The sequence below is a fragment of the Rhodococcus sp. IEGM 1341 genome, assembly GCF_030056895.1.
GTDB lineage: Bacteria > Actinomycetota > Actinomycetes > Mycobacteriales > Mycobacteriaceae > Rhodococcoides.
The window spans coordinates 57,770-83,766 of sequence record NZ_JASHKV010000014.1; the positions used below are offsets into that span (position 1 = coordinate 57,770).

The window sequence follows — 25,997 nt, forward strand, 5'->3', positions numbered from 1 at the left end:
CACGGGGAGCGCAATTGTGATGCGCGCCATATGGGTCTATCGGTGATGAACGGACCCTACAGTGACAACCGTGGAACCTTGCATCTTCTGTGCCATCGTCGCGGGCGACGCTCCCGCGCATCGCGTGTTCGAGAACGACCATGCTGTCGCGTTTCTCGACATTCGGCCGGTCACTCGCGGCCACCTGCTCGTCGTTCCGCGCCAGCACGCCACCGATCTGAATGCGACCCACCCGGACGCGGCCGCAGACGTGTTTCGCGTCGGGCACACGCTGGCGCGCGCGGTCCGGCACTCGGACCTGCGCGCCGACGGAGCCAATCTCGTGATCAACGACGGTAAGGCCGCATTTCAGACGGTCTTCCACCTGCATCTGCACGTGGTGCCTCGTTGGCATCGGGACCGCTTCCGGTTCGCGGCCGGCTTCGTGACACGTCGTCTGAGTGAGCCCGAGCGTGTCGCGGACGCCGTTCGTGTCGGGTTGGCCCGGCTCGATGGCGAACCGACGGCATGAAGCTGTTCCTGTCGTCGTACCGATTCGGTGGCCACTCCGACGCTTTCGTCGAGCTCACCGGCCCACCGTCCGATCTCGCCGTGATTGCGAACGCATCGGACGCGTGGCCGCGCGCCGCTCGCGAATCCTCGCTCACAAGCGAGTTCGTTCCGCTGCGGGCGCTCGGGTATCGGCCTGCCGAGCTGGATCTGCGCGAGTACGTGGGTCGGCCCGCTGCTCTCGAGCGCGCCCTCGACGACTTCGGCGCGGTGTGGGTTCGCGGGGGCAATACGTTCGTCCTGCGCGCTCAACTCGCCCGCTCGGGCGCAGACGAGGTCATCGCCGAGCGTGTTCGGCGAGGATCGATCGTGTACGGCGGATACAGCGCGGGCGCGTGTGTTGCCGCACCGTCGTTGATCGGCGTCGAGGACGCGGACGACCCCGGCGAGGTTCGGCCCGCAACAGGTGTCGATCCGGTGTGGACCGGACTGGGCCTGGTCGGTTTCTCGATCGTCCCGCACCTGAATTCCGTTCTGGACGAGAACGATTCGGGGCAAGCAACGATGCAGCGCCTGCGCAGGGACGGCATCGACTGCCGTGGGTTGACCGACGAACAGGCCATCGTCGTCGATGCGTCGGGAACGCGTGTGCTCGGTAGTTGACCGTCCTTCGGCCCGGGCGAGTCTTCAGCCCAGGCGAGCAAGTGGAGCGAGCCGGTCCAGCGAGGACCACGCCAGCGAGCACCGTCTGGCGGTCATTTCGTCCGCGTCGAGCACCAGCATGTCGAACAACTGGCGAGGGGCCTGATGCCACGAGTCGGCAATCTGCGCGATGGCTGCTCGATCGAAGAGCCCCGACTGTGTCAACGCCTGAACCCACTCGTCGATCTCGCCTCGGTGAATGCGCTCGATGGTGTCGTATTCGATTCCGCCCCCGAGAAATTCGTACGAGAACATCGCGGCCACGTAGTTCCAGGAGTCACTTCCGGGATCGATCATGGTGCAGCCTCCTTGTCGACTCGCACCGCGTGGAGTGCGAGGTTCGCTGCGCTGGACGCTAGCGTGGCGAACTACAAATTTACGTGTCGACGACGCATCGATCTGGTAACGCCTGAGGCTGGTGTTACTGATGTGACTCACTTCCATCAAACGCTCACCCTCTCCCCGACGGGGTGGGTAAAGTCCGAGTTCGTGCGCACCCGAGCCGTTGCAGCCTTGATCGCTGCGGTCGCATGCGGGCTGCTCGGATGCTCGAACACGCCGGCCACCGAGGCCGGTCCGGATACGTCCGAGACGGCCGACCGACCCATCACCGAAGAACTCTTCGTCGGTGAATGCGGCTCGATGGACGACGCAGAAGTGCAGGAACTCACGGCCGTATCCGACCTGACGGCGGTGTCCGAGAACGCCATTCGTTGCCGCTGGGAATCCACGAGCGGCGCGTACGCGATGTTCACCTGGTACCGCGGCAGCCCCATCGACCGAGAGAGTTCCGTGGCCGAGGCCGTCGGTCGCACCATCGAGCGCATCGATGTGGACGGTCACCCTGGATTCACCGCCGCGGCGTCGGGAGCGTCGTGCGAGGCCGGAGTCGAGAACGGGGACGGCTTCGTGCACTGGTCCGTCAACTTCGTGGTCGACGGCCCCCGCGATTCCTGCGACGTCGTCGAGGATCTGGCCAGAATCACGATCTCGAAGGCGAAGTAGCCCGATGTCGACATTCCGCTCCGCCGATTCCACCCGCCGCGTCGTCGCCGCTGTCCTCGTCACTGCGGCCGTCGGTACCGGATGCACCACCACCGTGACCGGTACGGCCGTGCCCGCTCGATCCGGCGGCAGTGGGCAGTTCGACAAGCTGCTCGAGGAGTGCATCGCCGTCCCCGATCCCACCATCGCCGAAACAGTGGGTGCCGACCTCGTCGAGCAGTACTTCTACGGTGCAGTGTGCATGTGGACCGGCATCGGCGGCGGACTCATCGATGTGACTTTCGCCTGGTTCGAGGACGATGCACTCTCGCGCGAGCGAGACCTGGCCGATCGGCTCGCCTACGCGACCGAAGACGTCGCCGTTGCCGGCACCACGGCGTTCCTGTCACGACGGCCGGACGATCCGTTTTCGTGCGGAATCAGCGCGGCGTACTCGGGTGTCATCACCTGGTGGGTGCAGTACCGAGGCGCCAGTCCGGCCGACCCGTGCGCCGCCGCCACCGAACTCGCAGAACTGACGCTGCAACGCAATCAGTGACCGAGCGCCGACCGGCCCCGACTCCACCGCACACGCGGCCGTGACACACTCGAGTGGCGACGGTCACAATTTCGATGTGAGGAGACCGAGATGTCGGTGACGACCGATACAGATGCCCGCCTGAGCGAGCTCGAATCCCTGCTGTCACCCGGCGCGGTGGTCACCGACCCGGACATCACCGAGGGCTACCGCCGCGACTGGGCGAAGGATCCCGACGCCGGCACCCCACTGGCCGTCGTGCGCGCACAATCCACCGAGGACGTTCGTGCCGTCATGCGATGGGCCACGGAGCACAACGTGGCGGTCGTCCCACGCGGCGCCGGGTCGGGCCTGTCCGGTGGTGCCACCGCCGTGGACGGCGGAATCGTGCTCACCACCGAGTTGATGCGTGAGATCGCCGTCGACCCGGTGACCCGCATCGCCGTCGTACAACCCGGGCTGCTCAACGTCGAGGTCAAGAAGGCCGTCGCAGAACACGGCCTCTGGTACCCACCGGACCCGTCCTCGTTCGAGATGTGTTCCATCGGAGGCAATGCGGCCACCAATGCGGGCGGCCTGTGCTGTGTGAAGTACGGCGTCACCACCGATTACGTTCTCGGTCTCGAGGTCGTCCTGGCCGACGGTACCGCCGTCCGACTGGGTGGGCCACGCCTGAAAGATGTTGCGGGCCTGTCCCTTGCGAAGCTGTTCGTCGGCTCCGAGGGCACGCTGGGCATCATCACCGAGATCACTCTTCGACTGATCCCGGCGCAACCTCCCGCCAGTACGGTGGTCGCGTCGTTCGCGTCGGTGCACGACGCGACCGCCGCAATTCTGGCCATCACCCGGAACCTGCGGCCGTCGATGCTCGAGTTCATGGACCGCGCGTCCATCGGTGCCGTCGAAGATGCCATGAACATGGGACTCGATCGCGAGGCGGCAGCGATGCTCATTGCTCGGTCCGACTCCCCCGGCGCCGACCGAGGTCGCGAGATCGAGATCATGGCGGCCGCGTGCACCGAGGCCGGCGCATCGGATGTCTTCACCACCGACGACCCCGACGAGGGTGAGGCCTTCGCTGCCGCACGGCGATTCGCCATTCCCGCGGTCGAGCGACTCGGCAGCCTGCTGCTCGAGGACGTCGGCGTTCCACTGCCCGCACTTCCGGCCCTCGTCGACGGAATCGCCGAGCTGTCCACGAAATACGATGTGCTGGTGGCGGTCATCGCCCACGCCGGTGACGGCAACACCCACCCCTTGATCGTCTTCGACCCCGAGGACGCCGACATGACACGGCGCGCCAACATCGCCTTCGGCGCGATCATGGATCTGGCGATTTCGTTGGGCGGCACCATCACCGGCGAACACGGCGTCGGTCGCCTCAAGAAGGCCTGGCTGCCCGATCAGGTCGGTGAGGACGTCATGGAACTCACCCGCAGGATCAAGACTGCCCTCGATCCAGCGGGCATCCTCAACCCCGGTGCGGTGCTGTGATCACCCGTCGACGGTGAACCCGTCCGCCACCGTCAACACCTCGTCGAGGATTTCCAGTCCCTGACGAATCTCGTCCTCGGACGTCGTCAGCGGCGGCGCGATCTGGAGGCGATTGCCCGATACGAAGGGCCACAGACCGCGGGACTTCGCCGCTGCGGTCACCGTGCCCATGGCCGCCGCGTCCTTGCCCGACGCGGCGAACGGCACCAACGGTTCCCTCGTCTGGCCGTCCTTGACCAATTCGACTGCCCAGAAGAATCCCTTGCCGCGCACCTCGCCCACGCTCGGATGAGATTCGGCCAGCTTCGACAGGCCCGCCCCGAGTACGTCCTCGCCGACGTGACGCACGTGCGGAAGAATCTTGTCGCGCTCGAACACTCCGATGGATGCCACGCCGGCCGCGCACCCGAGCACGTGACCGGAATAGGTCAACCCGCCGGGATAGGGCTTGTGATCGAACTGCGAGGCGATTTTCTCCGAGATGACCACCCCGCCCAGAGGCACGTACCCGGAGTTGACGCCCTTGGCGAACGTGATCAGATCCGGTGTCACATCCCAGGCCTGGCATGCGAACCATTCGCCGATTCGCCCGAACCCGACCATCACTTCGTCGGCGATGTAGACGATTCCGTACTTGTCGCACAGCGCCCGAACGCCGGCCAGATATCCGGGCGGCGGGATCAGCACACCGTTGGTGCCGATGACCGATTCGAGGATCAGTCCGGCGATGTTCTGCGCACCCTCGAGCACGATGACCTGTTCGAGGTGTGCCAGTGCTGCGGCCGTTTCGTCCTCGGGAGTCGTTGTCCCCCATGGTGACCGGTAGGGATACGGCCCGAAGAACCGGACGACGTCGACGTTGGTGGGTTCGGTGCCCCAACGCCTCGGCTCACCGGTGAGACCGATCGCAACTCCGGTTCCACCGTGGTACGAGCGGTACGCCGCAAGCATCTTCGTGCGTCCGGTGTGCTGTCGCGCCAGCCGCACCGCGTGCTCGACGGCTTCTGCGCCACCGGTCGTGAAGAACACTCGGTCGAGATCACCCGGCGCACGTTCGGCGATCAACGCCGCGAGTTCACTGCGCTTGTTGTTGGCCACGGTCGGAGAGATGGTCGTCAGAACTTGGGCCTGTTCGACGATGGCGGCGACGACGTCAGGGTGTTGATGTCCGAGGTTGACGTTGACCAACTGTGACGAGAAGTCCAGGTATCGCTTGCCCTTGTCGTCCCAGAACCACGATCCCTCCGCACCCTCGACGGTGATCGGATTCAGTTCGGCCTGCGCCGACCAGGAGTAGAACACGTGATCCATCTACTTGCCGCCTTCCTCCAGTGTGACCTCCATCGGAGCGTACGACTCTCCGGTCACGTCCACACCGTCGGCCTTCAACAAATCCAAAGCCTCGGTGACGTACTCGTTGGTGTACGCCTCGGCGTCGGGGTCGGCCGTCAGCACGGTCGATCCCTCGGCATTCCGGGTGGACTTCGCGATGTCGACCGTCTGCTGCCAGGCCGCCTCGTCGATCATTCCGATCCCGTCCGCGGACGGCCAGATCAGTTTGTTGACTTCGTTGACCTGCCACAACTGATGACTCGCGCCGAGTGTCGAGCCCGCAGCGACGGTGATGTCGCGGCACGTCTCGACGTTGTCGCGGCAGAATATCCAGCCCTTCAACGATGCCGCCAAGAATTTGACGGTCTGCTCCCGGTACGCCTCGTCGGAGAGCTTGTCGGTATTGGCCCAGATCGCGTCCTGCAGCATCGCGACGCCGTCGTCGTTCCAGTTCAGCGACGTGAAATCGTCCTCGGTGTAGAGCGCACCGGTTGCGGGGTTCACGGTCTCGAGCAACTGGGCGTACTCGTTGTAGGACATCGCCTGGGCTGCGGCGATATCTCCGGACAGAAGGCCGTTCATGTCGAACTGCTGCTGCACCAACGTCACGTCGGAGGGACTGACCCCGGCCTTGGTCATACCGGCGAACAGCTCGAATTCGTTGCCGTAGCCCCAGTTTCCGACGGTCTTGCCCTGGAGGTCGGCCGGTGTGGCGATGTTCTGATCCTTGAACGAGACCTGCAATGTGCCCGACTTCTGATAGATCTGGGCCACGTCGGTGATGCCGGCTCCGGCCTCACGGGATGCGAGCGCCTTGGGTACCCACGCGACGGCGTAATCGGCCTGCCCCTGGGCGAGCACGGTTTGCGGAACGATATCCGTTCCACCGTCGAGGATTTCGACGTCCAGCCCCTGTTCCGCATAGAAACCCTGATCGACGGCGGCGAGGTAGCCCGCGAACTGGCCCTGTTTGAACCACTGCAGTTGCAGCTTGATCGTGGTGTTCCCGTCGGCCGCGGTGTCGGTGTCGGTCGTGGTGGTGCTGCAGGCCGAGGCGACCACCGCCAGAGCCATGACGACGGCGAGAAGGGGTCGGGGGGTTCGAGTGATGTTCATATCCATCTTTCCTGGGGACGACGCCGGGACACGAGTTTCTCGAGCAACAGAACAACCACGAAGAAGAGCAAACCGACTGCGATGGCACCCATCACGTAGGCCCACGCCCGGGGGTAGGCCGTGTTCGCCGCGGCGGAGGTGATCCGCGACCCCAAACCGTTCTGCAGTCCACCGAAGTACTCGCAGATGATGGCAGCAATGACAGCATTGGGAGCGGCAACCCGCAACCCGGTGAAGATGTGCGGAACGGCGGATGGGAGGCGAACGATGCGGGTGAACTGCCAACCGCCGACGGCATACGACGTCATCAGGTCGTGGTGCACAGCCGAGACCTGCCGCAGTCCTTTTGCCGCGCTGACGAATACCGGGAAGAACACGACGATGGTCACCACGAGTCGCCGCGGTAGGTCGGTGGTCGAGGAGAACATCGAGTTGAACACCGGCGCAAGAGCGACGATGGGAACGGCTGCGGCACCCGCCGCCAACGGGGTGAGCAGTTCGTCGACGATCCGCAGGCGAACCGCGGCCATTGCTGCGAGGAGACCCAGGACCGAACCTGCAATCAACCCCACGAGAGCATTGGTTCCCGTTGCCAGACTTGCCGATCCGATGTTGCCGAGGTTGCGCACGAATTGCTCGGCGATGGCGCTCGGCGACGGCAGCAGGAACGACGGAACCCCCGCGACGACCGTGAGCAACTGCCACAGTGCGAGCGCCGCCGCGCCGAACACCACCGGTGGCAGCCAGAGCTTCATCGCAGATCCGCACTGCGAACCGCACGGCCGTGCAATGCGTCACGAACCGCGGTGATGGACGCGAAGAACTCCGCCGATTCGCGTGGATCCCCGTTCGCATCGAAACTGTCGATCGTGAGTGCGTCGACGATCCGTCCCGGCCGAGGGGACATGACAACCACCCGATCGGACAGGTACACCGCTTCGGGAATCGAGTGGGTCACGAACACCACTGCTGCGCTGGACTCCTCGGCGATGCGGAGTAGGTCGTTCTGCATCTTCTCACGGGTCATCTCGTCCAGGGCCCCGAACGGTTCGTCCATCAACAACAGTCCCGGCGTTCGAGCCAGCGCCCGTGCGATCGCCACTCGTTGCTGCATCCCACCGGACAGCTGGCTGGGAAATTTCTCTGCGAAATCGGTGAGTCCGACGAGGTTCAGCAACTCGCGAACCCGTTCTGCCCGCTGGCGTTTGGGAACCTTGTGCAGTTCCAGCGGCAATGCGACGTTCGATTGCACTGTGCGCCAATCGAGCAGCCCTGCCTGTTGAAAGGCGATGCCGTACTTCTGTTCGACGCGGGCTCGGCGAGCAGACAGGCCGAACACCGATACCGAACCGGACGTCGGTTGCTCGAGATCGGCCACGATGCGGAGCAACGTCGACTTACCGCACCCCGAAGGCCCGATCAGCGAGACGAATTCACCGGGGGCGATCGCGAGCGATACATCCTCCAGCGCAGTCACTCCCCCGTCGAACGTCTTCCCCACGCCCTCGACGAGTACCGCATGCTCGGTCATGACCGATCCTTTCGACCGGGCGAGCGGCCCGCATAACGGCCGAGCGCGATATCGAGCAGCGATACCAGTGCGGTCACCACCAACCCGAGCACCGCTGCGCCGAGAACAGCGGCGTACAGGCGGGACGCGTCTCCAGTTGCCTGCTGCGAGAACACGATGATCTGCCTACCGATACCGCCGGTCGTTCCGGTGGAGATTTCGGCGACCACGGCACCGATCACGGCGGCGGCAGCAGCCAGACGCAGCGCCGGAATCAGATGCGGCACAGAGGCGGGCAGGCGAAGTCGAACGAGGGTGCTCCACCATCCGGCCGCGTAACTGTGCATCAGATCGAGTGCTGCCCGATCGGGTGCACGCAGGCCGCGCAGCATTCCCACCGCCACCGGGAAGAACGCGAGATACGACGCGATGACTGTGATGCTCATCCACGGCTGCCAGGCGTAACCGCCGATGGCGATCTTCCCGCCCCAGCCCGCGACGAGCGGTGCCAACGCGATCAGCGGAACCGTCTGCGAGACGATCACATACGGCAACACGGACCGCTCGACCCACACGAACCGTTGCATCGTCACGGCCAGCAACAGCCCGACCACCGTCCCCAGCGCGAACCCGAGTACGGCGAGCCCGAACGTGAACAGGCCACTGGACACGATCGCGGCACCGACACTGCGAGCGCCGGCGACGTTCACCTCGGGCTCGGTCAGCGCCGCCAACACCGACCACACGTGCGGTAGTGCACCGTCGTCGGTGCGCGGCAGCACCCGCACTCCGGCGACACTCACCCCGTTCTCGGGGACGAGCACTTTCACCAGCTCCCAGACCGCCAGCAACGAGCCGACGGCCACCATTGCCATCACCGGACGCCGCACTCCTCGATTCGCACCGGCGGAAGTGGGTGCCACCACCGCAGCCTGATCGAGCAGACTCGTCACGACGTTGCCGTCACGCTCGGGCGGATCTGCGGAATGATGCTCTCTCCGTAGGCCTCGAGTGTCGCGGCCTTGGCGTCGTGCTGCAGGTACACCGAGAACTGGTCGACGCCGAGTGTTTCCAGCTCTTTCAGCTTGGCGATGTGATCGGCCGGGGTGCCCAGTAGGCAGAACCTGTCGATCACTTCGTTCGGAACGAATTCTGCGTGCGAGTTTCCTGCTCGACCGTGCTCGTTGTAGTCGTACCCTTTGCGCGCTGCGATGTAGTCGGTGAGAGCCTGCGGAACACCACCGCCATCGCCGCCGTATCGCGAGACGATATCGGCGACGTGGTTGCCGACCATCCCGCCGAACCAACGACACTGATCTCGGGCGTGTTCGAGCCCTGCGTCGGTACCGTCGGTCACGTAGGCGGGAGCTGCAACGCAGATCGAGATCGAATCCGGGTCGCGACCCGCCTGCTCGGCCGCAGCGCGGACCCGACCGATCGTCCAGGCCGCGATATCGGGATCGGCCAACTGCAGAATGAACCCGTCCGCCACCTGACCGGTAAGCTCGAGGGCTTTGGGTCCGTACGCCGCAACCCATACCTCGAGCCGGGACCGCTCCGCCCACGGGAACTGCACCGTCGTCTCACCGACCCGGGCGCTCCGCCCGTTGGCCAGGTTACGGATCACCTCTATCGATTCCCGCAGCGTTGCAAGGGTTGTCGGCTTGCCGCCGAGGGCACGGACGGCCGAATCACCGCGGCCGATGCCGCAGACGGTCCGATTGCCGAACATGTCGTTGAGCGTCGCGAACGTCGATGCCGTCACCGTCCAGTCGCGGGTGGCGGGATTGGTGACCATCGGGCCGACGGTCACCCGCCTCGTCGCGGCCAGAATTTGGCTGTAGATGACGTACGGTTCCTGCCACAGCAGGTGTGAATCGAACGTCCACACATGCGAGAAACCATGTGTCTCTGCCTGTCTGGCCAGGTCGACAACACGTGACGCCGGCGGATTGCACTGGAGCACTACCCCGATGTCCATGGCTCAGATCAGATTCTGAGACAGGTCGCGTCGGACGAATCGGCCGTGTCCCGCAGTGCCGGAATAGGATCCACCGTCGACGATGATCCGGCCACGCGAGATCACGGTATCGACATGCCCGTCGATCTCGAAACCCTCGTACGCCGAATAGTCCATGTTCATGTGGTGGGTCTTGTCGACGCCGATGCTGGTGTGTCCGTTCGGATCGTAGATCACGATGTCCGCGTCGGCACCCGGAGTGATGACGCCTTTCCTCGGATACATCCCGAACATCCTGGCCGGAGTGGTGCAGCAGACATCGACCCACTTCTCGAGCGTGATCTTGCCGCTCTTGACTCCCTGGAACATCAGATCGATGCGGTGTTCCACCGAACCGATCCCGTTGGGAATCCTGGAGAAATCGCCGACACCCATCTCCTTCTGGTCCTTCATACAGAACGGGCAATGATCGGTACTGACGGTCGACACGTCACCGGTGCGCAGGTACCGCCACAACTCGTCTTGATGTCCCTCGGCTCGCGACCGCAGTGGCGTCGAGCAGACCCATTTGGCACCTTCGAAGCCCGGTGCACCGAGTTGTTCCTCGAGCGAGAGATAGAGGTACTGCGGACATGTCTCGGCAAACACGTTCTGCCCGTTACCCCGGGCCTGCGCGATCTGTTCCAGAGCCTGCTTGGCCGAGACGTGCACGACGTAGAGCGGTGCACCGGTGACGTCGGCCAACATGATGGCTCGATGCGTCGCCTCCTCCTCGAGCTGCCACGGCCGCGACGTGCCGTGGAAGTACGGGGCCGTGTCTCCACGCGCGATCGATTGAGCGACGAGTACATCGATCGCGATGCCGTTCTCCGCGTGCATCATCAGCAGTGCACCCGTTTCGGCGGCGGACTGCATCGCGCGCAGGATTTTGCCGTCGTCGGAGTAGAACACGCCCGGATAGGCCATGAACAGCTTGAAGCTGGTGACGCCCTCGGATACCAACTCGCTCATGGCTTTCAGCGAATCGTCGGTGACATCGCCGATGATCTGATGGAAGCCGTAATCGACAGCGCATTGCCCCGCGGCCTTGTCGTGCCATTGCGCGAGAGTGTCCTGGACGCGCTGACCGGGTGTCTGAATCGCGAAGTCCACGATCGTCGTCGTGCCGCCCCATGCGGCTGCGCGCGTTCCGGTTTCGAAGGTGTCGGAGGCGAACGTACCGCCGAACGGCATCTCCATGTGCGTGTGTCCGTCGACCCCACCGGGAATGACGTATTTGCCGGTCGCGTCGACGACGACGTCCGCCGAGGTCTTCAGGTCCGCGGCCAGGGAGACCGATCCTGGTGCCAGCACGGCGACGATGCTCTCACCGTCGATGAGCACATCCAATTCCTGTGCGCCGGTGGTGGATACCACGGTTCCGCCGTGCACGAAGGTGGTGGCCATCAGGGTTGCACCAGCGGTCCGTATGCGTCGGGCCTGCGGTCACGATAGAAGGCCCACCGGTCGCGTACCACCTTGAGCAGGTCCATGTCGAGGTCACGCACGATTATTTCGGGTTCCGTGTCCGACGCCACTTCGCCGACGAATTTGCCTTCGGGGTCCACGAAATAGCTGGTCCCGTAGAAATCGTCGTCACCGTATTCGGATTCGATTCCGACTCGATTGATCGCGCCCACGTAGTACTCGTTGGCGACGGCCGAAGCGGGCTGTTCGAGCTTCCACAGATAGTTCGACAATCCACGCGAGGTGGCCGACGGATTGAAGACGATTTCGGCACCGGCAAGACCGAGCGCCCGCCAACCTTCCGGAAAATGCCTGTCGTAGCAGATGTAGACACCGATACGCCCGACCGCGGTGTCGAACACCGGCCACCCCAGATTGCCGGGGCGAAAGTAGAACTTCTCCCAGAATCCGTTCACGTGGGGGATGTGGTGTTTTCGATACTTGCCGAGATAGGTGCCGTCGGCGTCCACCACGGCAGCGGTGTTGTACAGAAGTCCGGGCTGTTCCTGCTCGTACACGGGCAGAATCATCACGATGCCGAGTTCTTTGGCCAACGCGGCGAAACGGTCGACGGTAGGCCCAGGTACCGATTCGGCATATTCGTAGAATTTCGCGTCCTGCAATTGGCAGAAGTACGGACCGTAGAAAAGTTCTTGGAAGCAGACGACTTTCGCGCCCTGCTCGGCGGCGGACCGAGCAAACCCCTCGTGTGCCGCGATCATCGATTCTTTGTCACCGGTCCACTTGCTTTGGACCAGAGCAGCTCGAACTGTGGACATCATTGGCACTCCATCTCTCGCTGGCTTGCACCCTCGAGAATATTTTGCGCCGTGTTACGGGGTCGTTCGGCCGGTTTCGTATGTATTAATCGTCGGGACTGTTTTCACGAGTGTGGAAGGAGTGCGCGCACGGCGTCGATGGAGTCCGCGGTGGCGAGGTCCTTGTCGGGGCGATACCGCAGTACTCGCGCGAATCGCAGGGCCACGCCGCCCGGGTAGCGCGGGCTGACCTGCACACCGTCGAGCTCGATTTCGACGATCAGCTCGGGACGCAGGTACACCGTGTGCTCGTCGCGTTCGCGCTCGTGTTTCGGGAATTCGTCGGTCTGCCACTGCAACAGAACGTCGGTCAGGCCCTTGAATGTCTTACCGACCATGATCGGGTCACCGCCGTCGGGATCGCGAGCTCCGAGGTGCAGGTTGGACAGGTAACCGGTGCGACGCCCGTATCCCCACTCGGCTCCGAGGACGACGAGGTCGAGGGTGTGTTCGGGTTTGACCTTCTGCCAGCTCTTTCCGCGGCGGCCTGCGGCGTACGTCGCACCGAGCGCTTTGAGCATGACTCCTTCGTGCCCGGCGTCGAGTGCAGCGTCGAAGTGGGCCGCTGCTGCGTCCGCATCGGGCCGAACGGCACTCGGAATTCGGTGCCCTGGCGCTACCCGGTCCAGTGCGGCGAGGCGCTGCTCCAGCGGGGCATCGAGCAGGTCCACGCCGTCGAGGTGCAGGCAGTCGAAGAAATAGGGCTGCAGCAGCAGCTCGTGTGCACTCTCGGCACCGAACCGACTCATCGTTTCCTGGAACGGTCTCGGCCGTCCGCTGTCGTCGAGCGCGAGGGTCTCCCCGTCCAGGACCACCGAATCGCACGGCAGCGCGAGAACCAGTTCCACCAACTCGGGCACACTCGCAGTGATGTCGCGCAGGGTTCGCGTGTAGATGCTCACGTCGGTTCCGGAGCGGTGCACCTGAATTCGCGCACCATCGAGCTTGTATTCCACGGTGAGGTCGCCGGACAACTGCTCCCAGGCAGCGTGTAGAGACTCCGCGGGAGAGGCAAGCATCGGCCGGACCGGTCGACCGACCTCGAGCCGGAATGCATCGAGCGCGTCGACGCCACCGCTGATGGCGGCATTGGCCGTCGCAGTCAAACGACCCGAGAGCATGAATGCGCGACGCACCGGAGCCTGCGGCAGGTTCGTGGCCGCGGCAACAGCGTCGACCATGATTCCTTCGAGCGCGCCCTGACGCAGCTCGCCGGTGACGAGCCGGATCAGAAACCGACGCTCCTCGGCTGTGCTGCGGGAGAACAGGTCGGTCAGTATCGCTACCCGTCGAGCAGCAGAACCGGTTCCCGACGTCGCCGCGACCGAAGATATCGCCTCGTCCACCTCGGCAACCGTCAGCGTCGAGTCGGCAGCGGCCGCCACGTCGAGATCGGCCAGGGTGCGCCAGCCGACTCCTATCCGCCCCTGCGGCAATTCCCCCGAAAGCCACGACACAGCGGGCTCGATGTCGTCGGTCTCGGCCTCGGCGAGCAGGGCAGCGATCTGCCCGATCTTGATCTTGCGCGAACGCGTCGCCGACACTGCACGGGACGTTTCGACGATCCTCGACATCAACACACATCGAACATAACCGCCCCCACCGACAGACCCGCCTGATCAGGTCATTCCGCAGGCTCCACTCCCGCGCGCTGACATCCAATTGTTACCGGTGTGACTCGAGCGACCACTGTTCTTGCTGTTACGTTCGATTCATGTCAGCCACGTCCGTGCGACAGAACGCGCAGGAGTGGAGCCTGCGGAACGACTCCGTTGCATGGACGACGTGTCAGCTGAACCCGAGAACGCGGTCGCCCCACGCCGCGCGCATGTCGCCGTCGGGGTCGTCGACGAGAGTGTCGGATGCATCGATCACCAGCGTCCAGCGCGTCTTCTCGGTGTACGGAGCCCAATGCTTGGACGCATCGAGCGCGGCGGGGACACCGTACCGCGCGAAAGCGAGCCAGCGTCTCTGCATCCGCGCGGACACCGCCATCGCGGGCTTTCGGCCACCGAGCCAGAAGGTGGGGTCTCGGTTGAGCGTTCCGAAGTTGCCGAAGACGTACGGCAGCTCGGTCGCATGTCCCGCTCCCACCCGTGCGGCCTTGAGCATCGGCGTCGCATGATCGAATCGGTACATCCATGTCGGCGAATGCCTGCTGTGCGCGTCGGCGATCCACAGACTGGGCATGAGAAATCCTGCGTCCCGCGAAATAGCTTGTGCTCCAGCGGGTTTGTCCCTGTCCGGATACGCCGCCATGATTTCGGCGACACGATAGGCCGGCAGATCCGCGTGGTCGTGCGCGATGGCGCGGAACATCTCGGAGACGGTGTCCGAGGTGATCGGCATCAACGGAGACTTCATGAATCGGAAGATCGAGGGCTCGTCGTGGTTGGTGCCGATGATCAACGGGATCTTGTGCGAGAGCCCCTTCTGGAAGGCAGCCACGGGATAACGCGGAACGATATCGCCGTCGACGACCGGCGAAAGACCAAGTGTCCCAGGAACTGTCGTCGGGATTTCGTAACAGAGCGTGTCGCCGGCGGTGACCAGCCTGGTGAAATGCATGTCGAACAATTCGCCGATGTCTTTCCGGTCGACGCCCACCAATTCGAGGAATCTCGACGCCACCGCAGCTCCGCGGTCGGGGCCGTACACCGAGGTCGCAGGCGCGCTCTGCACGATAGCGCGCTGGAACAGCCCCTCGGCCTTGGGAGAAGTCATCAACGTGGTGACCGACGCTCCCCCGGAGGATTCACCGAACACCGTCACCTGATCGGGATCACCGCCGAACGCAGAGATGCACTCGCGGACCCACTGCAGTGCGGCAATCTGATCTCGCAGCCCCAAATTGGTCTCGAACGTGTGCTCGTCGGTGGAGAACGAGGAAAGGTCGAGGAACCCGAACGGGCCCAGCCGGAAATTGATGGTCACCACCACCACGTCGCCGTTCTCGCTGAGGTTCCTCCCGTCGTAGACCCGCTGGGCGGACGATCCGAGCGAGTACGCACCGCCGTGGATCCAGACCAGCACCGGCCGCAGTTCCGCGCCGGGACGGGGAGCCCAGATGTTGAGCGTGAGACAGTCCTCGGAAATCGACAGCGACGGATCGATCGGCACCGGACTGTCGCGACCCTGCGGAGCCATCGCACCGAACTCGAGGCCGTCGAGCACTCCCGACCAGGGCTGCAACGGACGCGGCGCACGGAACCGGAGCTTGCCCACCGGCGGCGTCGCGTAGGGAATACCCCTCCAGGCCACGATGGGCGACGCATCGGCAGCGACCGGATAGCCGAGAACGTCGCCGTAGGACGTGCTCACGAGCACGGTGGAATCGGACGCAGCGGAGTCAGACGCGGTGTCCATGGAACCTCCCCTTCGGTCGTTGCCCAACGTACCAACATCAACCATCCCCTCGGCGACGATACGCACAGCGTCGACGCCCGCGAGCGAAGGAACCGACGATGAAGACAATCGGATGTGCCGCAGTGGCAATCGTCGGGGCGTGCCTGCTCGGAGGCTGCGGCTCGAGCGGGGAAGGCAACGGCCCGATGGCGACCGTGATCACCGACCGCCCCACCCCGATCACCACGGCTCCCTCCGTCACCTCCGCCGCGCCGGCATCACCGTCCACCCCAACGACGACCACGCCGACATCCACCACGGCGGCACCGACGAGTCCTGCTGCAGCCCAGGCAAAACCGCAGGACTACGCGGGCAAAGCACCCGGCTGGTACTACTTCACGAGCCCGAGCGGAAAATTCGAGTGCGGTATCGCCGTGCTCGAGTCCTCGATCGCCGGATGCCACGGGTCACTGCCTGATTCGGCACCCGAGGTTCCCGGCAGCGGGGCGTCGGGAACGGCGATGAAACCCAACGCTGTGCAGCTGATTGCCGGGTCTGCGGCGAAGTTCGAGAGCTTGGGTGATCCCAAGTTCCACCGTTTCGACGGCCCTGCGGCGGCCTTGCCGTACGGCGAAGTGCTCACAATCCCCGGAAGTGGCTCCACCAACGGCCTCCAGTGCAGCGTCGACGAGCAGACCGGGGTCACGTGCACCGATCAGGTCGGCCACGGTTTCACCGTCTCGGACGACGATTTCGACCTTCGTTGACGGTCTCGTTCGCGCGGCAAACAACCAGGCGTAATGTCCGGGGACGGTACGACAATCCCTGCCGTACGGTCTCCCCAGCGGCCGACGCCTGTGCGCGCGGCCGGAAGGTGCATCACTCATGAATCAGACCTCGGACCGCCACACAGCGAAGGTCATCGGCGTCAGCATCGCCGCTGCTGTGGGCGGATTCCTGTTCGGCTTCGACAGCTCGGTCATCAACGGCGCTGTCGACTCGATCGAAGATCACTTCCTCCTCGGTTCGTTCACCACAGGCTTCGTGGTCGCGATCGCGCTCATCGGGTGCGCAGTGGGTGCCTGGTTCGCCGGCAGCCTCGCAGACCGCTGGGGACGCAAGAAAGTCATGCTGCTGGGCTCGGCCCTGTTCGTCATTTCCTCGATCGGTTCGGGATTGGCCTTCAGCGTCCCCGACCTCATGCTCTGGCGCGTACTCGGTGGCCTCGGAATCGGCATCGCCTCGGTGATCGCCCCGGCCTACATCGCCGAGATCGCTCCGGCCAAATGGCGCGGCTCCTTGGCCTCGCTCCAGCAATTGGCCATCACCATCGGCATTTTCGCCGCTCTACTGTCCGACGCCCTTCTCGCCGGCGCAGCCGACGGCGCGTCCAACGACCTGTGGTTCGGCATCGAGGCATGGCGCTGGATGTTCCTGGTCGGCGTGGTTCCCGCTCTCGTGTACGGGTTGCTGGCCACCCTGATCCCGGAGTCTCCGCGTTACCTCGTCGGTCAGCATCTCGACGAGGAAGCCGCCCGAGTCCTCGCCGAGATCACCGGGGAACTGCACCCGGACGAGCGTATCCACGAGATCAGGCTGACGCTGCGCAAGGAGTCGCGCTCGTCGTTCGCCGACATTCGCGGTCCGAAGTTCGGCCTGCAACCCATCGTCTGGGTGGGCATCACCATGGCCGTGCTGCAGCAGCTGGTCGGCATCAACGCGATCTTCTACTACTCGACGACACTGTGGCGTTCGGTCGGTTTCACCGAGGATCAGTCGTTCACCACCTCTGTCATCACCGCGGTGATCAACGTGGTCATGACATTCGTGGCGATCCTGTTCGTCGACCGTATCGGCAGGCGCAAGTTGCTGTTGGCGGGTTCGATCGGCATGTTCGTCGGGCTCGTGATGGCGTCGGTGGCCTTCTCGCAGTCGATCGGCAGCGGCGACGACGTCACGTTGCCCGCTCCGTGGGGTGCGATCGCCTTGGTCGGGGCCAATCTGTTCGTCATCTTCTTCGCCTCGACCTGGGGTCCGATCATGTGGGTCATGCTCGGTGAGATGTTCCCCAACCGCATGCGCGCCATGGCACTCGGCATCGGTACCGCAGCCAACTGGATGGCCAACTTCGCTGTCACGCTTGCTTTCCCGCCGCTGACGTCGTCTGTGGGTCTGTGGGTGATCTACGCAGGGTTCGCGTTGTTCGCCGCGCTCTCGTTCTTCTTCGTCAAGGCCAAGATCCGGGAGACCAAGGGTATGGAGCTAGAAGACATGCTGGGGTGATGCCGGACCGCAGATACAGGGGCAACAGCAGCACCATCGAGTGACCGGTGTTACTGTCACTGTCGTTCTGACACGGGGTGTGTCCGCCGATGCGGATGCTGAGATCAAACCCGCCGAACCTGATGCAGGTAATGCTGACGAAGGGATGTCAAGGCGATGACGCCTGTTGTATCTGCGGACCCGGTCCGCTTCACCGATCTACTGTGGGATGCGTCCGAGAACATTCGACGGGCGATCGACGACCTCGAATTTCTTCGGCTCCTCGGGGCGGGGACGCTTCCGCTCGACGCGTTCCGTCGGTATCTCGAACAGGACTCGCTCTATCTGGGCGGATACGTCAAGTCGCTGTCACTGCTGGCAGCGCACGCACCGAACCCGGTCGTCGGAGCATTCTGGGCAAACGCCGCCGCGAGTGCGATGGACGAGGCCGCATCGCACGAAGCGATGCTGAACGGTGGAGCGCTGCCCCCGTCGACCCGGACGCCCGAGCCTTCACCGGCATGCCTGGGCTATACGTCCTACCTGACCGCGACGGCGGCGACCGAACCGTATCCTGTTGCGGCAGCAGCTGTTCTGCCGTGCTTCTGGATCTACGCCGACGTCGGCCGCTCACTCTCCGGTGCAGCGAAGGCCGTTCTCGATCGAGATCCCGAGCATCCGTACGCGCAGTGGGTGGCCGCGTACGACGCGCCGGAATTTCATGCCATCGTCGACGCCGCCAGGACATTCGTCGATGACGCCGCAGCGGCCGCGACGCCGACGCAGCGCGAACAGATGATCGACGCCTTCGTCGTGGCATCGAGATACGAATTGATGTTCTGGGACAGCGCGTTACATCCCACCCCATGGCCCCTGGCCGAGAGTGCGGTGTACGCATGAGAACCACTCGGATTCTCGCCGCGTTGGCGGCGGCCGTCGTTGCCACGACCGGACTTTCGGGCTGCTCGGACTCGTCGGACTCGAACACCATTCGGTTCGCCCTCGACTGGACGCCGAACACCAACCACACCGGCCTGTACGTGGCCCTGCAAGAGGGTTATTTCGCAGACGCAGGCCTGGACGTGGAGATCCTCCCGTACAACAACACCGCGGCAGACACTCTCGTCGATGCCGGAAACGCCGAGTTCGGAATCAGCACACAGAGTTCGGGGGTCTTCGCCACCTCCGCAGGCGCGCAGACCGTCTCGGTCCTCGCGCCGCTCCAACACTGGGCGACCGGTATCGGAGTTCGTGCGGACAGAGACGACATCCCGAGCCCGAAGGCACTCGACGGCAAGGTCTATGCCGGCTTCGGTGAGTCCGGCGAACAGGCGGGCCTGCAACAGGTCATCAAAAACGACGGCGGCACAGGCGAATACGAGACGGTCGTACTGGGCACATCGGCGTACGAGGCGGTCTACTCCGGTACCGCCGACTTCACCGTCTCCTACTTCGCGTGGGAAGGCATCGAGGCCGAGCACAGCGGAACTCCGATGAAGTACTTCGACTACACCGACTACGGATTCCCCGACGCCTACGCCATCACTATCAGCGGCAACGAACCGTGGCTCGACGCCCACCCGGACGAGGCGAGGAAGTTCGTGCAGGCACTGCAGCGCGGCTACCAGCTCGCTGCCGACGATCCGGACAAGGCCGCACAGGATCTGATCGACGCCAACCCGGGAACCTTCACCGACGAATCGCTCGTCTTCGAGAGCCAGGAGATGCTCGCCGCGAAGTACATGAAGGACTCCAACGGCGAGGTGGGACGACAGAGCCTCGACAAGTGGGCCGCCTACTCGAAATTCCTCTACGACAGCGGTGTGCTGGCCGATCAGAACGGCGCGCCTCTGACTGCGGAGCCGGACTGGTCGACGTACTTCACCAATGACTACCTCGGCGATCGATGAGTCGGTAGCCGCTGACCGAGGTTCCTACTCGTTCAGCGGTATCCGAGCCTCGCTGCGGTGGGCGTGGCCCGCGCTGACCGTCGTCGTCCTACTCATCGCCGCCTGGCAGATCTATGTCGAGATCAGCGGCATCCGGCCGCAGGTGCTGCCGTCCCCCGGCCGCGTGGTGGTCCAGGGTTGGGCGCAGCGCGACGCGATCGCCGAGAACGCGGCGGCGACCCTGCAGGTGACCCTCGTCGGCTTCGCGGTCTCCCTGGCCCTGGCGTGGTTGCTGGCCATCGCGGTGGATTTCTCGCCGTGGCTGCGGCGCGCGTTCGTTCCCCTCTTCGTCGTATCGCAGACGCTCCCGATCATCGCGATCGCGCCGCTGCTGATCATCTGGTTCGGCTTCGGGCTGCTTCCGAAGATCCTGGTGATCGCACTGGCCACGTTCTTCCCGATGGCCATCGGGCTCATCGAGGGTTTCGCGGCGGCCGATCGAGACGCACGATCGCTGCTGGCCAGCATGGGAGCATCGCGCTGGCAACAGTTTCGATACGTGCGGCTACCGTCGGCGCTTCCGCGGTTCTTCACCTCTCTTCGCATCGGAATCACCTACGCCGTGGTCGGCGCGATCTTTGCCGAATATGCCGGAGCCAGTGCAGGGCTCGGCATCTACATGAGTCAACAGAAGAACTCGTTTCGTACCGATCTGGTTCTCGCCGCGGTTGCCGTGACGGCCGTGATCAGTGTGGTCCTGTTCGTCTCCACCTTTGTGGTGGAGCGGTTCGTCGCACCTTGGGCGCGCCACGGTTCGGTGGGTCTTCATGTCTGAACCCGACACCTTCATCGATGTTCGCGATCTCACCAAGTCGTTCGGCGAAAAGCCAGTGCTCGACGGCATTTCCTTCGGGGTGCAGCCTGGTGAGTTCGTATCGATCATCGGTCCCAGTGGCTCGGGCAAGAGCACTGTGTTCAACATGCTCGCCGGACTCGACCGACCCGATTCCGGCACGGTTCGCGTACCGCCGTGCGCCTACATGCCGCAGAAGGATCTGCTGTTTCCGTGGCGTTCGATATTGGACAACACCACCCTCGGTCTCGAAGTGCAGGGCGTCGCCAAGAAGGAGGCGCGTGCGCGGGCACGCGAGCTGTTTCCGGTCTTCGGACTGGACGGGTACGAGTCGGCCAGGCCGTTCGAGCTCTCCGGCGGTATGCGCCAGCGAGCGGCGCTGTTGCGCACGGTGGTTCAGGGGCGATCGGTACTGCTGCTCGACGAGCCCTTCGGTGCGCTTGACTCGTTGACGCGAAGCGACATGCAGGCCTGGTTGCAGCAGATCTGGTCGGAGTTTCGATGGACGGTGCTGATGATCACGCACGACATCCGCGAAGCGGTCTATCTCTCCGATCGCGTGGTCGTCCTCTCCCCCAGACCCGCCCACGTTCGACGCCAGGTCGAGGTGACGCTACCCCGCCCACGCGGGCTCGAGATCGTCACGACGCCGCAGTTCGCAGCGGTCGAGAAGCAGCTGATGGACGTTCTGCTCAGCGCGTCGACGCTCTGACCGACATAACGACGCCGACCTCGGGTGGTGTGGTTGTCCGGGCCGTTCGAGCGGACTTCGCCAGGCTACTGGGCCCTCACCTGGCAGTTGTCCCACCCAATCGCAGCGCGAGATCGTCGACGGCGGAGAACGCCGCCTCGAGATTGGCTTGCGCCTTGTGAATCTGCGGCGCGAGTGCCGGCACCCGCTCGGCGAGCGTCAAGTCGACCGGAACGAAGTGAACCTCCATTCCCAGCGCAACTCCGAGCACCTGACGCAGTTGCGCGGTGGTGTGATCGGCGGACGCGTTGTCCGTACCGGGGGTGTAGTCGTTTCCCCGGCTGGTCACCACGACGACGGGCTTGCCGACGAGAGGTGCGGTGTCGCTGTCGAACGGCACGGTGATGCCCGGAACGTGTACGTAGTCGATCCAAGCTTTCAAGGTCGACGGAATCGACCAGTTGTACATCGGCGCGCCGATCAGCACCGCGTCCGCAGAGATCAATTCCTCGATCAGTTCGACCTGCAGCGCCTCGGCGGAGGGCTCCACGGTTTCGTCGGCGGTTCGCAGATGAGGTGCCCAATGCAGCGCCGACGTGGGGAGGTGCGGCAGCGGACTCGTGTGCAGGTCTCGATGGATCACCGAGTGGTCCGTGCCGATCCCATGCCAGGCGTCCGAAAAGCGGGCCGTGACCCGACGGCTGGTCGAGCGGACCGGGTCGGCGGACGAATCGAGGTGCAACAACTGCGGCACTGAACGCTCCTCACGTGATGGGTGCTTCGAGCCTATGCGTACCGCCGCGTTCGCTCGCTCCTATCCTGGACGAATGGACTTCCGATTCGTCATGCCTGCCCTCGATTCGCGATCGGCCACCTCGCTGGCGGCGGTCGTTCACGAGCGCACCGGGTCAGACGTCGACATCAGAATCGGCGGTTCGGAGGTCCGACTCGACGACGCGACACGCAGCGCGGTGTTGGAACTTCTCACCCAGCTCGCGACCGGCCGGGCGGTGGCAATCGGTACCGTCGACGAGTTGCTGACCACCTCGCACGCTGCCGAGGTGCTCGGTGTTTCCGACACCTATGTCAGACGGTTGGCCGATGCAGGCGATCTACCGATCGAAATGCGCGGCACCCACAGGCGATTTCGGCTCGAAGACCTTCTGCGGCATCGTGATCGATTCCGGTGACGATGACGGTTGCCGTCACCCGGCCTCGCGCTCGAAGTGCTCGGACTGGACCGTCATGAGATCACGGAACGCCTGTCCGGCGGCCAGCCAGAGCTGTTCGGAGTCGATGTAGTCCACCCCTCGGACCTCGACGTCGCCCAGGTAAGCGCCGACGTCGACCGACAGCATTCCGATGACCGAAGAGACGTCGGCATCGAGATACGTGGATTGGGTGTTCTGCAGCTCGCGGAACTGAGCCGAGAAGAATTCGGCTGGGATCCTGCGATCGACGAACTGGGCGATCAGGAACAGGAAGCGGGACGCATGGGCGGAGCCCGTCCGGAAGGAATGTTCCATGGTGAAGACCTCTCCCCACGGTCGACAGCACCCCTCGCACTGTCGACCGTTGAGCTCGCTGGTACCCGAATTTCGATGATCGGACGAACTCTCGAACATCGATTCGACCCAGGGGCTAAAACAGGGAGCTCGTCCTACCAGGGCCAGATTAATCGGACCTTTCTCCGGTTTTGACCGGAAAAGGCGATTTGATGAGGAGTCACAACTACACAGTCCCGAGCTGTGGTTCTCTACTGAAACGATCCCAGCGGAGCACGATCCGGAGTGTCCAGTTGCCAGAACTGCCAGCCGTCCCGCTCTTCGACGTCACCACTGATATGTGTTGCTACCGCACTGGCAGCGACGGAAGGATTGTCGAACCGTCGGCCTTCCATCGGTCCTGCGGTGATCTCGAGTCGCTGCGTTTCGGGATCGTAGCGTCCGCTCAGCCGATAGCCCTCGCAATCGGCGACCACACGCACTCGGTTGTCGATCACTTCTTCTTCCAAGGCCGCCTTGGCCGACTTACGAGGTGCTTTCACCCGGGGAGTACGTACCCACGTCTGTTCGGGGCCGACATCGATCGTCGTGTCCAGCGTCGAGCTCAGACCCAGTAGATCCCAACGCTCGCTGCCGTGCAGCACTCGATCCACCGCGATTGCGTGGTGCCCGGTCCTGGTGCGCAGTGGCGAATCCTGGACCCACAGGTCGACCTCTCCGCGAATGTCGGTGGCCATCTCTTCCGACGACACCATGTAGAAACGCGGCTCTTCGTTCGCGAGATCGACGAACACCCAGTACGAGGATCCGGTGTCGTCACTCTCGAGCGATTCGTCCTGCCTGCGGGCCTTCCAATCACCCGTCACCTTCGATCGAACTCGAACTATGCACGACGACGTGCCGTCCATCGACCAGACCTGCACGGGATTACGACGCGACGTCGTCAGCCGCTCCGCACGTCCACCGCGCTGAGCGACGGTTCGGATGAATGCCTTGATTCCCCGGTCGGATGTGTCTTCCACGGATTGCCACCTTCAGCCTCGAGAGCGACCCGTACTTATGAAGAGCGGTGTTGCGACGGGTGGCGCTGGCACGACTCGGTTTCCCTCACCCTACTGCGTCGATGCCTGCTCGAGTAACCGCAGAACGCCCCACCGGAGGAGTGCCGGTTACCGTGGTGGCACCGAAACTCGGCCAGGAGGTACCACCATGCCGGTCAAGATCACCCACGACACTGTTGACCACAGGTTCGAGATCCATGTCGATTCCGAGCTGGCAGGCTACTCGGAGTACCTCGAATCGGACGGATCGAGAACGTTTCATCACACCGTGACGCTTCCGCAGTTTCGCGGCCGAGGACTTGCCGCCGCCCTCACCGAATACGCGCTCGACGACACCAGCACGCAGGGTCTGCGCGTTGTCCCCGCGTGCTGGTTCGTTCGCGACTTCATCGCAGCCGCGGGCGATCGCTATTCACATCTGACCGTCCTCTGACCGTCAGCGACGGGACGACATCACCTCGACGCTGATCTCGGATTCCGATTCGCAGTCCTTCGAAGCCATGTCCTCCGCAGCCTCACCGTCACATGAAACCTCTTCTGCAACAGTTGCTTCGGCAGCTCTCTCCGCCGCGAACCGACGCCGTTCGTAGTTCTGCGCACCCCGCGCGACGCGTTGTCGATGTTCGTTCAGGATTTGTTCGTAGTGGTACATCTGTTCTCCTACAACAAGAGTGGACGCCGAGCACAGAGCATTGCCGTGCGGCGAAGTATTGGATCGATTGCTGCATATCGTCGGCAGGAATCTACCGATTCTGCCGAAGGCTCACTCAGAGAGCATGATCGGCAACCATGGCAAGCCGCGTATAGACGAATCGACGGCTCACGGAATTCGCGTCTGCTGCCATTGTCCACCTCCACGGTCTCTGCGATGTGCCTGTGCCACGATCATGCACGGCTGCGGCGACGAACTCCACCGATTAAATTCAGCGGGTGACGACGAAGGGGTTGTTGTCCACCAATCCTCCTGGCGCGCGGGTGATTCGCGTCGACTTTGCTCTCTCTGCGATGCCGCGAGACCCCGACAGTGACGACGCCTCGAACCGCCCCCGGACGCTGCCCGGCAACACTCGTACGTAGTGTCCGTCCCCTGAGTCGAGGTGATGAATGCGAGCCCGCAACCGCGCGCCGGCACCTGGCTCTGGCCTCGCTCTTCGCAAAAGCGCGCGCGTTCGTCGGGTGCGCGGGGAATGGTGACTGGTCGGGGTGCGATTGTGCGCACGGATGGCGAATGCGCGCGCGTCTGCGTCGGGGCCAACGCTCCGGGGCAGTTAGGGGCGGCGGTGTGCGGGTCGACGCGTCTGGGTTGCCTGCGACAGCGCGCGGAGTGACGAACGCGAGCCGGTCACCCGGGTCCAGGCCCGGATCGTCGCGAATGCGCGCGCGTTCGTCAGGTGCGCGGGAAATGGTGACCGGTCGGGGCGCGATTCTGCGCGCGGATGGCGAATGCGCGCGCACGTGTGGGTCGGAGGGGGTGGGGGCTGGGCGGCTGTCGGGCAGTTCGAGTGTCCGCCGGTGTGCGCCCCGTCGTCTGCCCGCATCCAGGTCCAGGCCCGGGCTGTATGCGAATGCGCGCGCGTTCGTCAGGTGCGCGGGGAATGGTGACCGGTCGGGGCGCGATTGTGCGCGCGGATAGCGAACGCGCTCGCGTCTGCGCTCGTGAGAGCGGTCCGCGGTCGCGTCGTCTGCCCGCATCCAGGTCCAGGCCCGGGCCGTCGCGATTGCGCGCGCGTTCGTCGGGTGCGCGGGAATTGGTGACCGGTCGGGTTGCGATTGTGCGCGCGGATGGCGGACGCGCGCGCGTTCGTCAGGTGCGTGGGTGTGTGGTGGTGTGGGTGGTTTCGAAATGCAGAATGGCCCTCGACCGTGGTCGGGGGCCATTCTGGCAAATTGTGTTCGGCGGTGTCCTACTCTCCCACACCCTGTCGAGTGCAGTACCATCGGC

Annotated in this window: 27 protein-coding genes and 1 riboswitch; of the genes, 13 read left to right on the forward strand and 14 right to left on the reverse strand. The window is 64.1% G+C overall.

Annotation, left to right across the window (positions count from 1 at the left end; genetic code table 11):
• Positions 1 to 61: 61 nt before the first annotated feature.
• Positions 62 to 511, forward strand: a complete 450-nt coding sequence (locus tag QM615_RS21700; protein ID WP_410482267.1) for an HIT family protein — start codon at positions 62 to 64, stop codon at positions 509 to 511.
• Positions 508 to 1,152: a Type 1 glutamine amidotransferase-like domain-containing protein gene (locus QM615_RS21705; RefSeq protein ID WP_149408058.1), complete on the forward strand. Its 645-nt coding sequence runs from the start codon at positions 508 to 510 to the stop codon at positions 1,150 to 1,152. The genes QM615_RS21700 and QM615_RS21705 overlap by 4 nt, the downstream gene beginning before the upstream one ends.
• Before the next feature lie 24 nt (positions 1,153 to 1,176).
• Here the strand turns inward: QM615_RS21705 and QM615_RS21710 are convergent, their stop codons facing one another.
• The gene (locus tag QM615_RS21710; protein ID WP_068048371.1) at positions 1,177 to 1,488 is read right to left on the reverse strand and encodes a hypothetical protein; all 312 of its coding nucleotides are present in this window, start codon (positions 1,486 to 1,488) and stop codon (positions 1,177 to 1,179) included.
• Between the two features lie 192 nt (positions 1,489 to 1,680).
• Between QM615_RS21710 and QM615_RS21715 the strand changes: the two genes are divergently transcribed.
• The 3 genes from QM615_RS21715 (at position 1,681) to QM615_RS21725 (ending at position 4,207) form a co-directional block, all read left to right on the forward strand.
• On the forward strand, positions 1,681 to 2,196 hold the full coding sequence (locus tag QM615_RS21715; protein WP_262498625.1) for a DUF3558 domain-containing protein: 516 nt from the start codon (positions 1,681 to 1,683) through the stop codon (positions 2,194 to 2,196).
• A gap of 4 nt (positions 2,197 to 2,200) precedes the next feature.
• Positions 2,201 to 2,734: a DUF3558 domain-containing protein gene (locus QM615_RS21720; protein WP_149408060.1), complete on the forward strand. Its 534-nt coding sequence runs from the start codon at positions 2,201 to 2,203 to the stop codon at positions 2,732 to 2,734.
• Between the two features lie 90 nt (positions 2,735 to 2,824).
• Positions 2,825 to 4,207: an FAD-binding oxidoreductase gene (locus tag QM615_RS21725; RefSeq protein WP_149408061.1), complete on the forward strand. Its 1,383-nt coding sequence runs from the start codon at positions 2,825 to 2,827 to the stop codon at positions 4,205 to 4,207.
• On the opposite strand, the gene QM615_RS21730 is transcribed toward QM615_RS21725, so the two are convergent.
• The 10 genes from QM615_RS21730 to QM615_RS21775 all read right to left on the reverse strand — a co-directional run bounded on the left by QM615_RS21730 (position 4,208) and on the right by QM615_RS21775 (position 15,815).
• The gene (locus tag QM615_RS21730) at positions 4,208 to 5,518 is read right to left on the reverse strand and encodes an aspartate aminotransferase family protein (RefSeq protein ID WP_149408062.1); all 1,311 of its coding nucleotides are present in this window, start codon (positions 5,516 to 5,518) and stop codon (positions 4,208 to 4,210) included.
• The gene (locus QM615_RS21735) at positions 5,519 to 6,655 is read right to left on the reverse strand and encodes an ABC transporter substrate-binding protein (protein ID WP_094638603.1); all 1,137 of its coding nucleotides are present in this window, start codon (positions 6,653 to 6,655) and stop codon (positions 5,519 to 5,521) included.
• Positions 6,652 to 7,410, reverse strand: coding sequence for an ABC transporter permease (locus QM615_RS21740; RefSeq protein ID WP_149408063.1), 759 nt, complete (start codon positions 7,408 to 7,410; stop codon positions 6,652 to 6,654). The genes QM615_RS21735 and QM615_RS21740 overlap by 4 nt, the downstream gene beginning before the upstream one ends.
• Positions 7,407 to 8,186: an ABC transporter ATP-binding protein gene (locus QM615_RS21745; RefSeq protein WP_149408064.1), complete on the reverse strand. Its 780-nt coding sequence runs from the start codon at positions 8,184 to 8,186 to the stop codon at positions 7,407 to 7,409. Before QM615_RS21745 ends, QM615_RS21740 begins: the two co-directional genes overlap by 4 nt.
• On the reverse strand, positions 8,183 to 9,118 hold the full coding sequence (locus tag QM615_RS21750) for an ABC transporter permease (RefSeq protein WP_149408065.1): 936 nt from the start codon (positions 9,116 to 9,118) through the stop codon (positions 8,183 to 8,185). The genes QM615_RS21745 and QM615_RS21750 overlap by 4 nt, the downstream gene beginning before the upstream one ends.
• The gene (locus QM615_RS21755; RefSeq protein ID WP_149408066.1) at positions 9,115 to 10,146 is read right to left on the reverse strand and encodes a TIGR03842 family LLM class F420-dependent oxidoreductase; all 1,032 of its coding nucleotides are present in this window, start codon (positions 10,144 to 10,146) and stop codon (positions 9,115 to 9,117) included. The genes QM615_RS21750 and QM615_RS21755 overlap by 4 nt, the downstream gene beginning before the upstream one ends.
• 3 nt (positions 10,147 to 10,149) lie before the next feature.
• Complete coding sequence (hydA, locus tag QM615_RS21760) at positions 10,150 to 11,571, reverse strand: dihydropyrimidinase (RefSeq protein ID WP_149408067.1); 1,422 nt, start codon at positions 11,569 to 11,571, stop codon at positions 10,150 to 10,152.
• Positions 11,571 to 12,410, reverse strand: coding sequence for a nitrilase-related carbon-nitrogen hydrolase (locus QM615_RS21765; RefSeq protein WP_197477958.1), 840 nt, complete (start codon positions 12,408 to 12,410; stop codon positions 11,571 to 11,573). Before QM615_RS21765 ends, hydA begins: the two co-directional genes overlap by 1 nt.
• Before the next feature lie 104 nt (positions 12,411 to 12,514).
• Entirely contained in the window at positions 12,515 to 14,029 is a 1,515-nt protein-coding gene (locus tag QM615_RS21770) for an ATP-dependent DNA ligase (protein WP_149408068.1), read from the reverse strand.
• A gap of 208 nt (positions 14,030 to 14,237) precedes the next feature.
• Entirely contained in the window at positions 14,238 to 15,815 is a 1,578-nt protein-coding gene (locus QM615_RS21775) for a carboxylesterase/lipase family protein (protein WP_149408069.1), read from the reverse strand.
• A gap of 98 nt (positions 15,816 to 15,913) precedes the next feature.
• Between QM615_RS21775 and QM615_RS21780 the strand changes: the two genes are divergently transcribed.
• The 6 genes from QM615_RS21780 to QM615_RS21805 all read left to right on the forward strand — a co-directional run bounded on the left by QM615_RS21780 (position 15,914) and on the right by QM615_RS21805 (position 21,510).
• Positions 15,914 to 16,561 (forward strand): hypothetical protein, encoded by a 648-nt coding sequence (locus QM615_RS21780; RefSeq protein WP_262498626.1) that lies wholly within the window; start codon positions 15,914 to 15,916, stop codon positions 16,559 to 16,561.
• A gap of 118 nt (positions 16,562 to 16,679) precedes the next feature.
• Positions 16,680 to 18,077, forward strand: coding sequence for a sugar porter family MFS transporter (locus tag QM615_RS21785; protein ID WP_149408070.1), 1,398 nt, complete (start codon positions 16,680 to 16,682; stop codon positions 18,075 to 18,077).
• Positions 18,078 to 18,140: 63 nt separating this feature from the next.
• Positions 18,141 to 18,240: riboswitch (TPP riboswitch) on the forward strand.
• Positions 18,234 to 18,956 carry a TenA family protein gene (locus tag QM615_RS21790; protein WP_149408071.1) on the forward strand — a complete coding sequence of 241 codons (723 nt, stop codon included), beginning with the start codon at positions 18,234 to 18,236 and terminating at the stop codon, positions 18,954 to 18,956. Its footprint overlaps the riboswitch before it by 7 nt.
• Positions 18,953 to 19,966, forward strand: coding sequence for an ABC transporter substrate-binding protein (locus tag QM615_RS21795; protein WP_149408072.1), 1,014 nt, complete (start codon positions 18,953 to 18,955; stop codon positions 19,964 to 19,966). The genes QM615_RS21790 and QM615_RS21795 overlap by 4 nt, the downstream gene beginning before the upstream one ends.
• On the forward strand, positions 19,944 to 20,780 hold the full coding sequence (locus QM615_RS21800) for an ABC transporter permease (protein WP_149408073.1): 837 nt from the start codon (positions 19,944 to 19,946) through the stop codon (positions 20,778 to 20,780). Before QM615_RS21795 ends, QM615_RS21800 begins: the two co-directional genes overlap by 23 nt.
• Positions 20,773 to 21,510: an ABC transporter ATP-binding protein gene (locus tag QM615_RS21805; RefSeq protein WP_149408074.1), complete on the forward strand. Its 738-nt coding sequence runs from the start codon at positions 20,773 to 20,775 to the stop codon at positions 21,508 to 21,510. The genes QM615_RS21800 and QM615_RS21805 overlap by 8 nt, the downstream gene beginning before the upstream one ends.
• Before the next feature lie 76 nt (positions 21,511 to 21,586).
• Here the strand turns inward: QM615_RS21805 and QM615_RS21810 are convergent, their stop codons facing one another.
• Positions 21,587 to 22,243 carry an FMN-dependent NADH-azoreductase gene (locus tag QM615_RS21810; protein ID WP_283347897.1) on the reverse strand — a complete coding sequence of 219 codons (657 nt, stop codon included), beginning with the start codon at positions 22,241 to 22,243 and terminating at the stop codon, positions 21,587 to 21,589.
• Positions 22,244 to 22,316: 73 nt separating this feature from the next.
• On the opposite strand from QM615_RS21810, the gene QM615_RS21815 reads away from it, so the two are divergent.
• Positions 22,317 to 22,679, forward strand: a complete 363-nt coding sequence (locus tag QM615_RS21815; RefSeq protein ID WP_149408076.1) for a helix-turn-helix domain-containing protein — start codon at positions 22,317 to 22,319, stop codon at positions 22,677 to 22,679.
• Positions 22,680 to 22,694: 15 nt separating this feature from the next.
• Here the strand turns inward: QM615_RS21815 and QM615_RS21820 are convergent, their stop codons facing one another.
• Together QM615_RS21820 and QM615_RS21825 are read right to left on the reverse strand one after the other, a co-directional pair.
• Positions 22,695 to 23,015, reverse strand: coding sequence for a homoserine dehydrogenase (locus tag QM615_RS21820; RefSeq protein WP_068048442.1), 321 nt, complete (start codon positions 23,013 to 23,015; stop codon positions 22,695 to 22,697).
• Positions 23,016 to 23,245: 230 nt separating this feature from the next.
• A complete protein-coding gene (locus QM615_RS21825) occupies positions 23,246 to 24,016 on the reverse strand; it encodes a hypothetical protein (protein ID WP_094688133.1) in 771 nt (256 codons plus the stop codon).
• Positions 24,017 to 24,203: 187 nt separating this feature from the next.
• Between QM615_RS21825 and QM615_RS21830 the strand changes: the two genes are divergently transcribed.
• Positions 24,204 to 24,488 (forward strand): GNAT family N-acetyltransferase, encoded by a 285-nt coding sequence (locus QM615_RS21830; RefSeq protein ID WP_068048422.1) that lies wholly within the window; start codon positions 24,204 to 24,206, stop codon positions 24,486 to 24,488.
• The last annotated feature ends 1,509 nt before the right edge of the window (positions 24,489 to 25,997 follow it).

What these genes read in the sequence shown, in the direction of transcription:
- QM615_RS21705 (WP_149408058.1), top strand. Translation starts at nt 508, where the DNA reads ATGAAGCTGTTCCTGTCGTCGTACCGATTCGGTGGCCACTCCGACGCT.
- QM615_RS21710 (WP_068048371.1), bottom strand. Translation starts at nt 1,488, where the DNA reads ATGATCGATCCCGGAAGTGACTCCTGGAACTACGTGGCCGCGATGTTC.
- QM615_RS21720 (WP_149408060.1), top strand. Translation starts at nt 2,201, where the DNA reads ATGTCGACATTCCGCTCCGCCGATTCCACCCGCCGCGTCGTCGCCGCT.
- QM615_RS21725 (WP_149408061.1), top strand. Translation starts at nt 2,825, where the DNA reads ATGTCGGTGACGACCGATACAGATGCCCGCCTGAGCGAGCTCGAATCC.
- QM615_RS21730 (WP_149408062.1), bottom strand. Translation starts at nt 5,518, where the DNA reads ATGGATCACGTGTTCTACTCCTGGTCGGCGCAGGCCGAACTGAATCCG.
- QM615_RS21735 (WP_094638603.1), bottom strand. Translation starts at nt 6,655, where the DNA reads ATGAACATCACTCGAACCCCCCGACCCCTTCTCGCCGTCGTCATGGCT.
- QM615_RS21740 (WP_149408063.1), bottom strand. Translation starts at nt 7,410, where the DNA reads ATGAAGCTCTGGCTGCCACCGGTGGTGTTCGGCGCGGCGGCGCTCGCA.
- QM615_RS21745 (WP_149408064.1), bottom strand. Translation starts at nt 8,186, where the DNA reads ATGACCGAGCATGCGGTACTCGTCGAGGGCGTGGGGAAGACGTTCGAC.
- QM615_RS21755 (WP_149408066.1), bottom strand. Translation starts at nt 10,146, where the DNA reads ATGGACATCGGGGTAGTGCTCCAGTGCAATCCGCCGGCGTCACGTGTT.
- hydA (WP_149408067.1), bottom strand. Translation starts at nt 11,571, where the DNA reads ATGGCCACCACCTTCGTGCACGGCGGAACCGTGGTATCCACCACCGGC.
- QM615_RS21765 (WP_197477958.1), bottom strand. Translation starts at nt 12,410, where the DNA reads ATGTCCACAGTTCGAGCTGCTCTGGTCCAAAGCAAGTGGACCGGTGAC.
- QM615_RS21775 (WP_149408069.1), bottom strand. Translation starts at nt 15,815, where the DNA reads ATGGACACCGCGTCTGACTCCGCTGCGTCCGATTCCACCGTGCTCGTG.
- QM615_RS21780 (WP_262498626.1), top strand. Translation starts at nt 15,914, where the DNA reads ATGAAGACAATCGGATGTGCCGCAGTGGCAATCGTCGGGGCGTGCCTG.
- QM615_RS21785 (WP_149408070.1), top strand. Translation starts at nt 16,680, where the DNA reads ATGAATCAGACCTCGGACCGCCACACAGCGAAGGTCATCGGCGTCAGC.
- QM615_RS21790 (WP_149408071.1), top strand. Translation starts at nt 18,234, where the DNA reads ATGACGCCTGTTGTATCTGCGGACCCGGTCCGCTTCACCGATCTACTG.
- QM615_RS21795 (WP_149408072.1), top strand. Translation starts at nt 18,953, where the DNA reads ATGAGAACCACTCGGATTCTCGCCGCGTTGGCGGCGGCCGTCGTTGCC.
- QM615_RS21800 (WP_149408073.1), top strand. Translation starts at nt 19,944, where the DNA reads ATGACTACCTCGGCGATCGATGAGTCGGTAGCCGCTGACCGAGGTTCC.
- QM615_RS21805 (WP_149408074.1), top strand. Translation starts at nt 20,773, where the DNA reads ATGTCTGAACCCGACACCTTCATCGATGTTCGCGATCTCACCAAGTCG.
- QM615_RS21815 (WP_149408076.1), top strand. Translation starts at nt 22,317, where the DNA reads ATGGACTTCCGATTCGTCATGCCTGCCCTCGATTCGCGATCGGCCACC.
- QM615_RS21820 (WP_068048442.1), bottom strand. Translation starts at nt 23,015, where the DNA reads ATGGAACATTCCTTCCGGACGGGCTCCGCCCATGCGTCCCGCTTCCTG.
- QM615_RS21830 (WP_068048422.1), top strand. Translation starts at nt 24,204, where the DNA reads ATGCCGGTCAAGATCACCCACGACACTGTTGACCACAGGTTCGAGATC.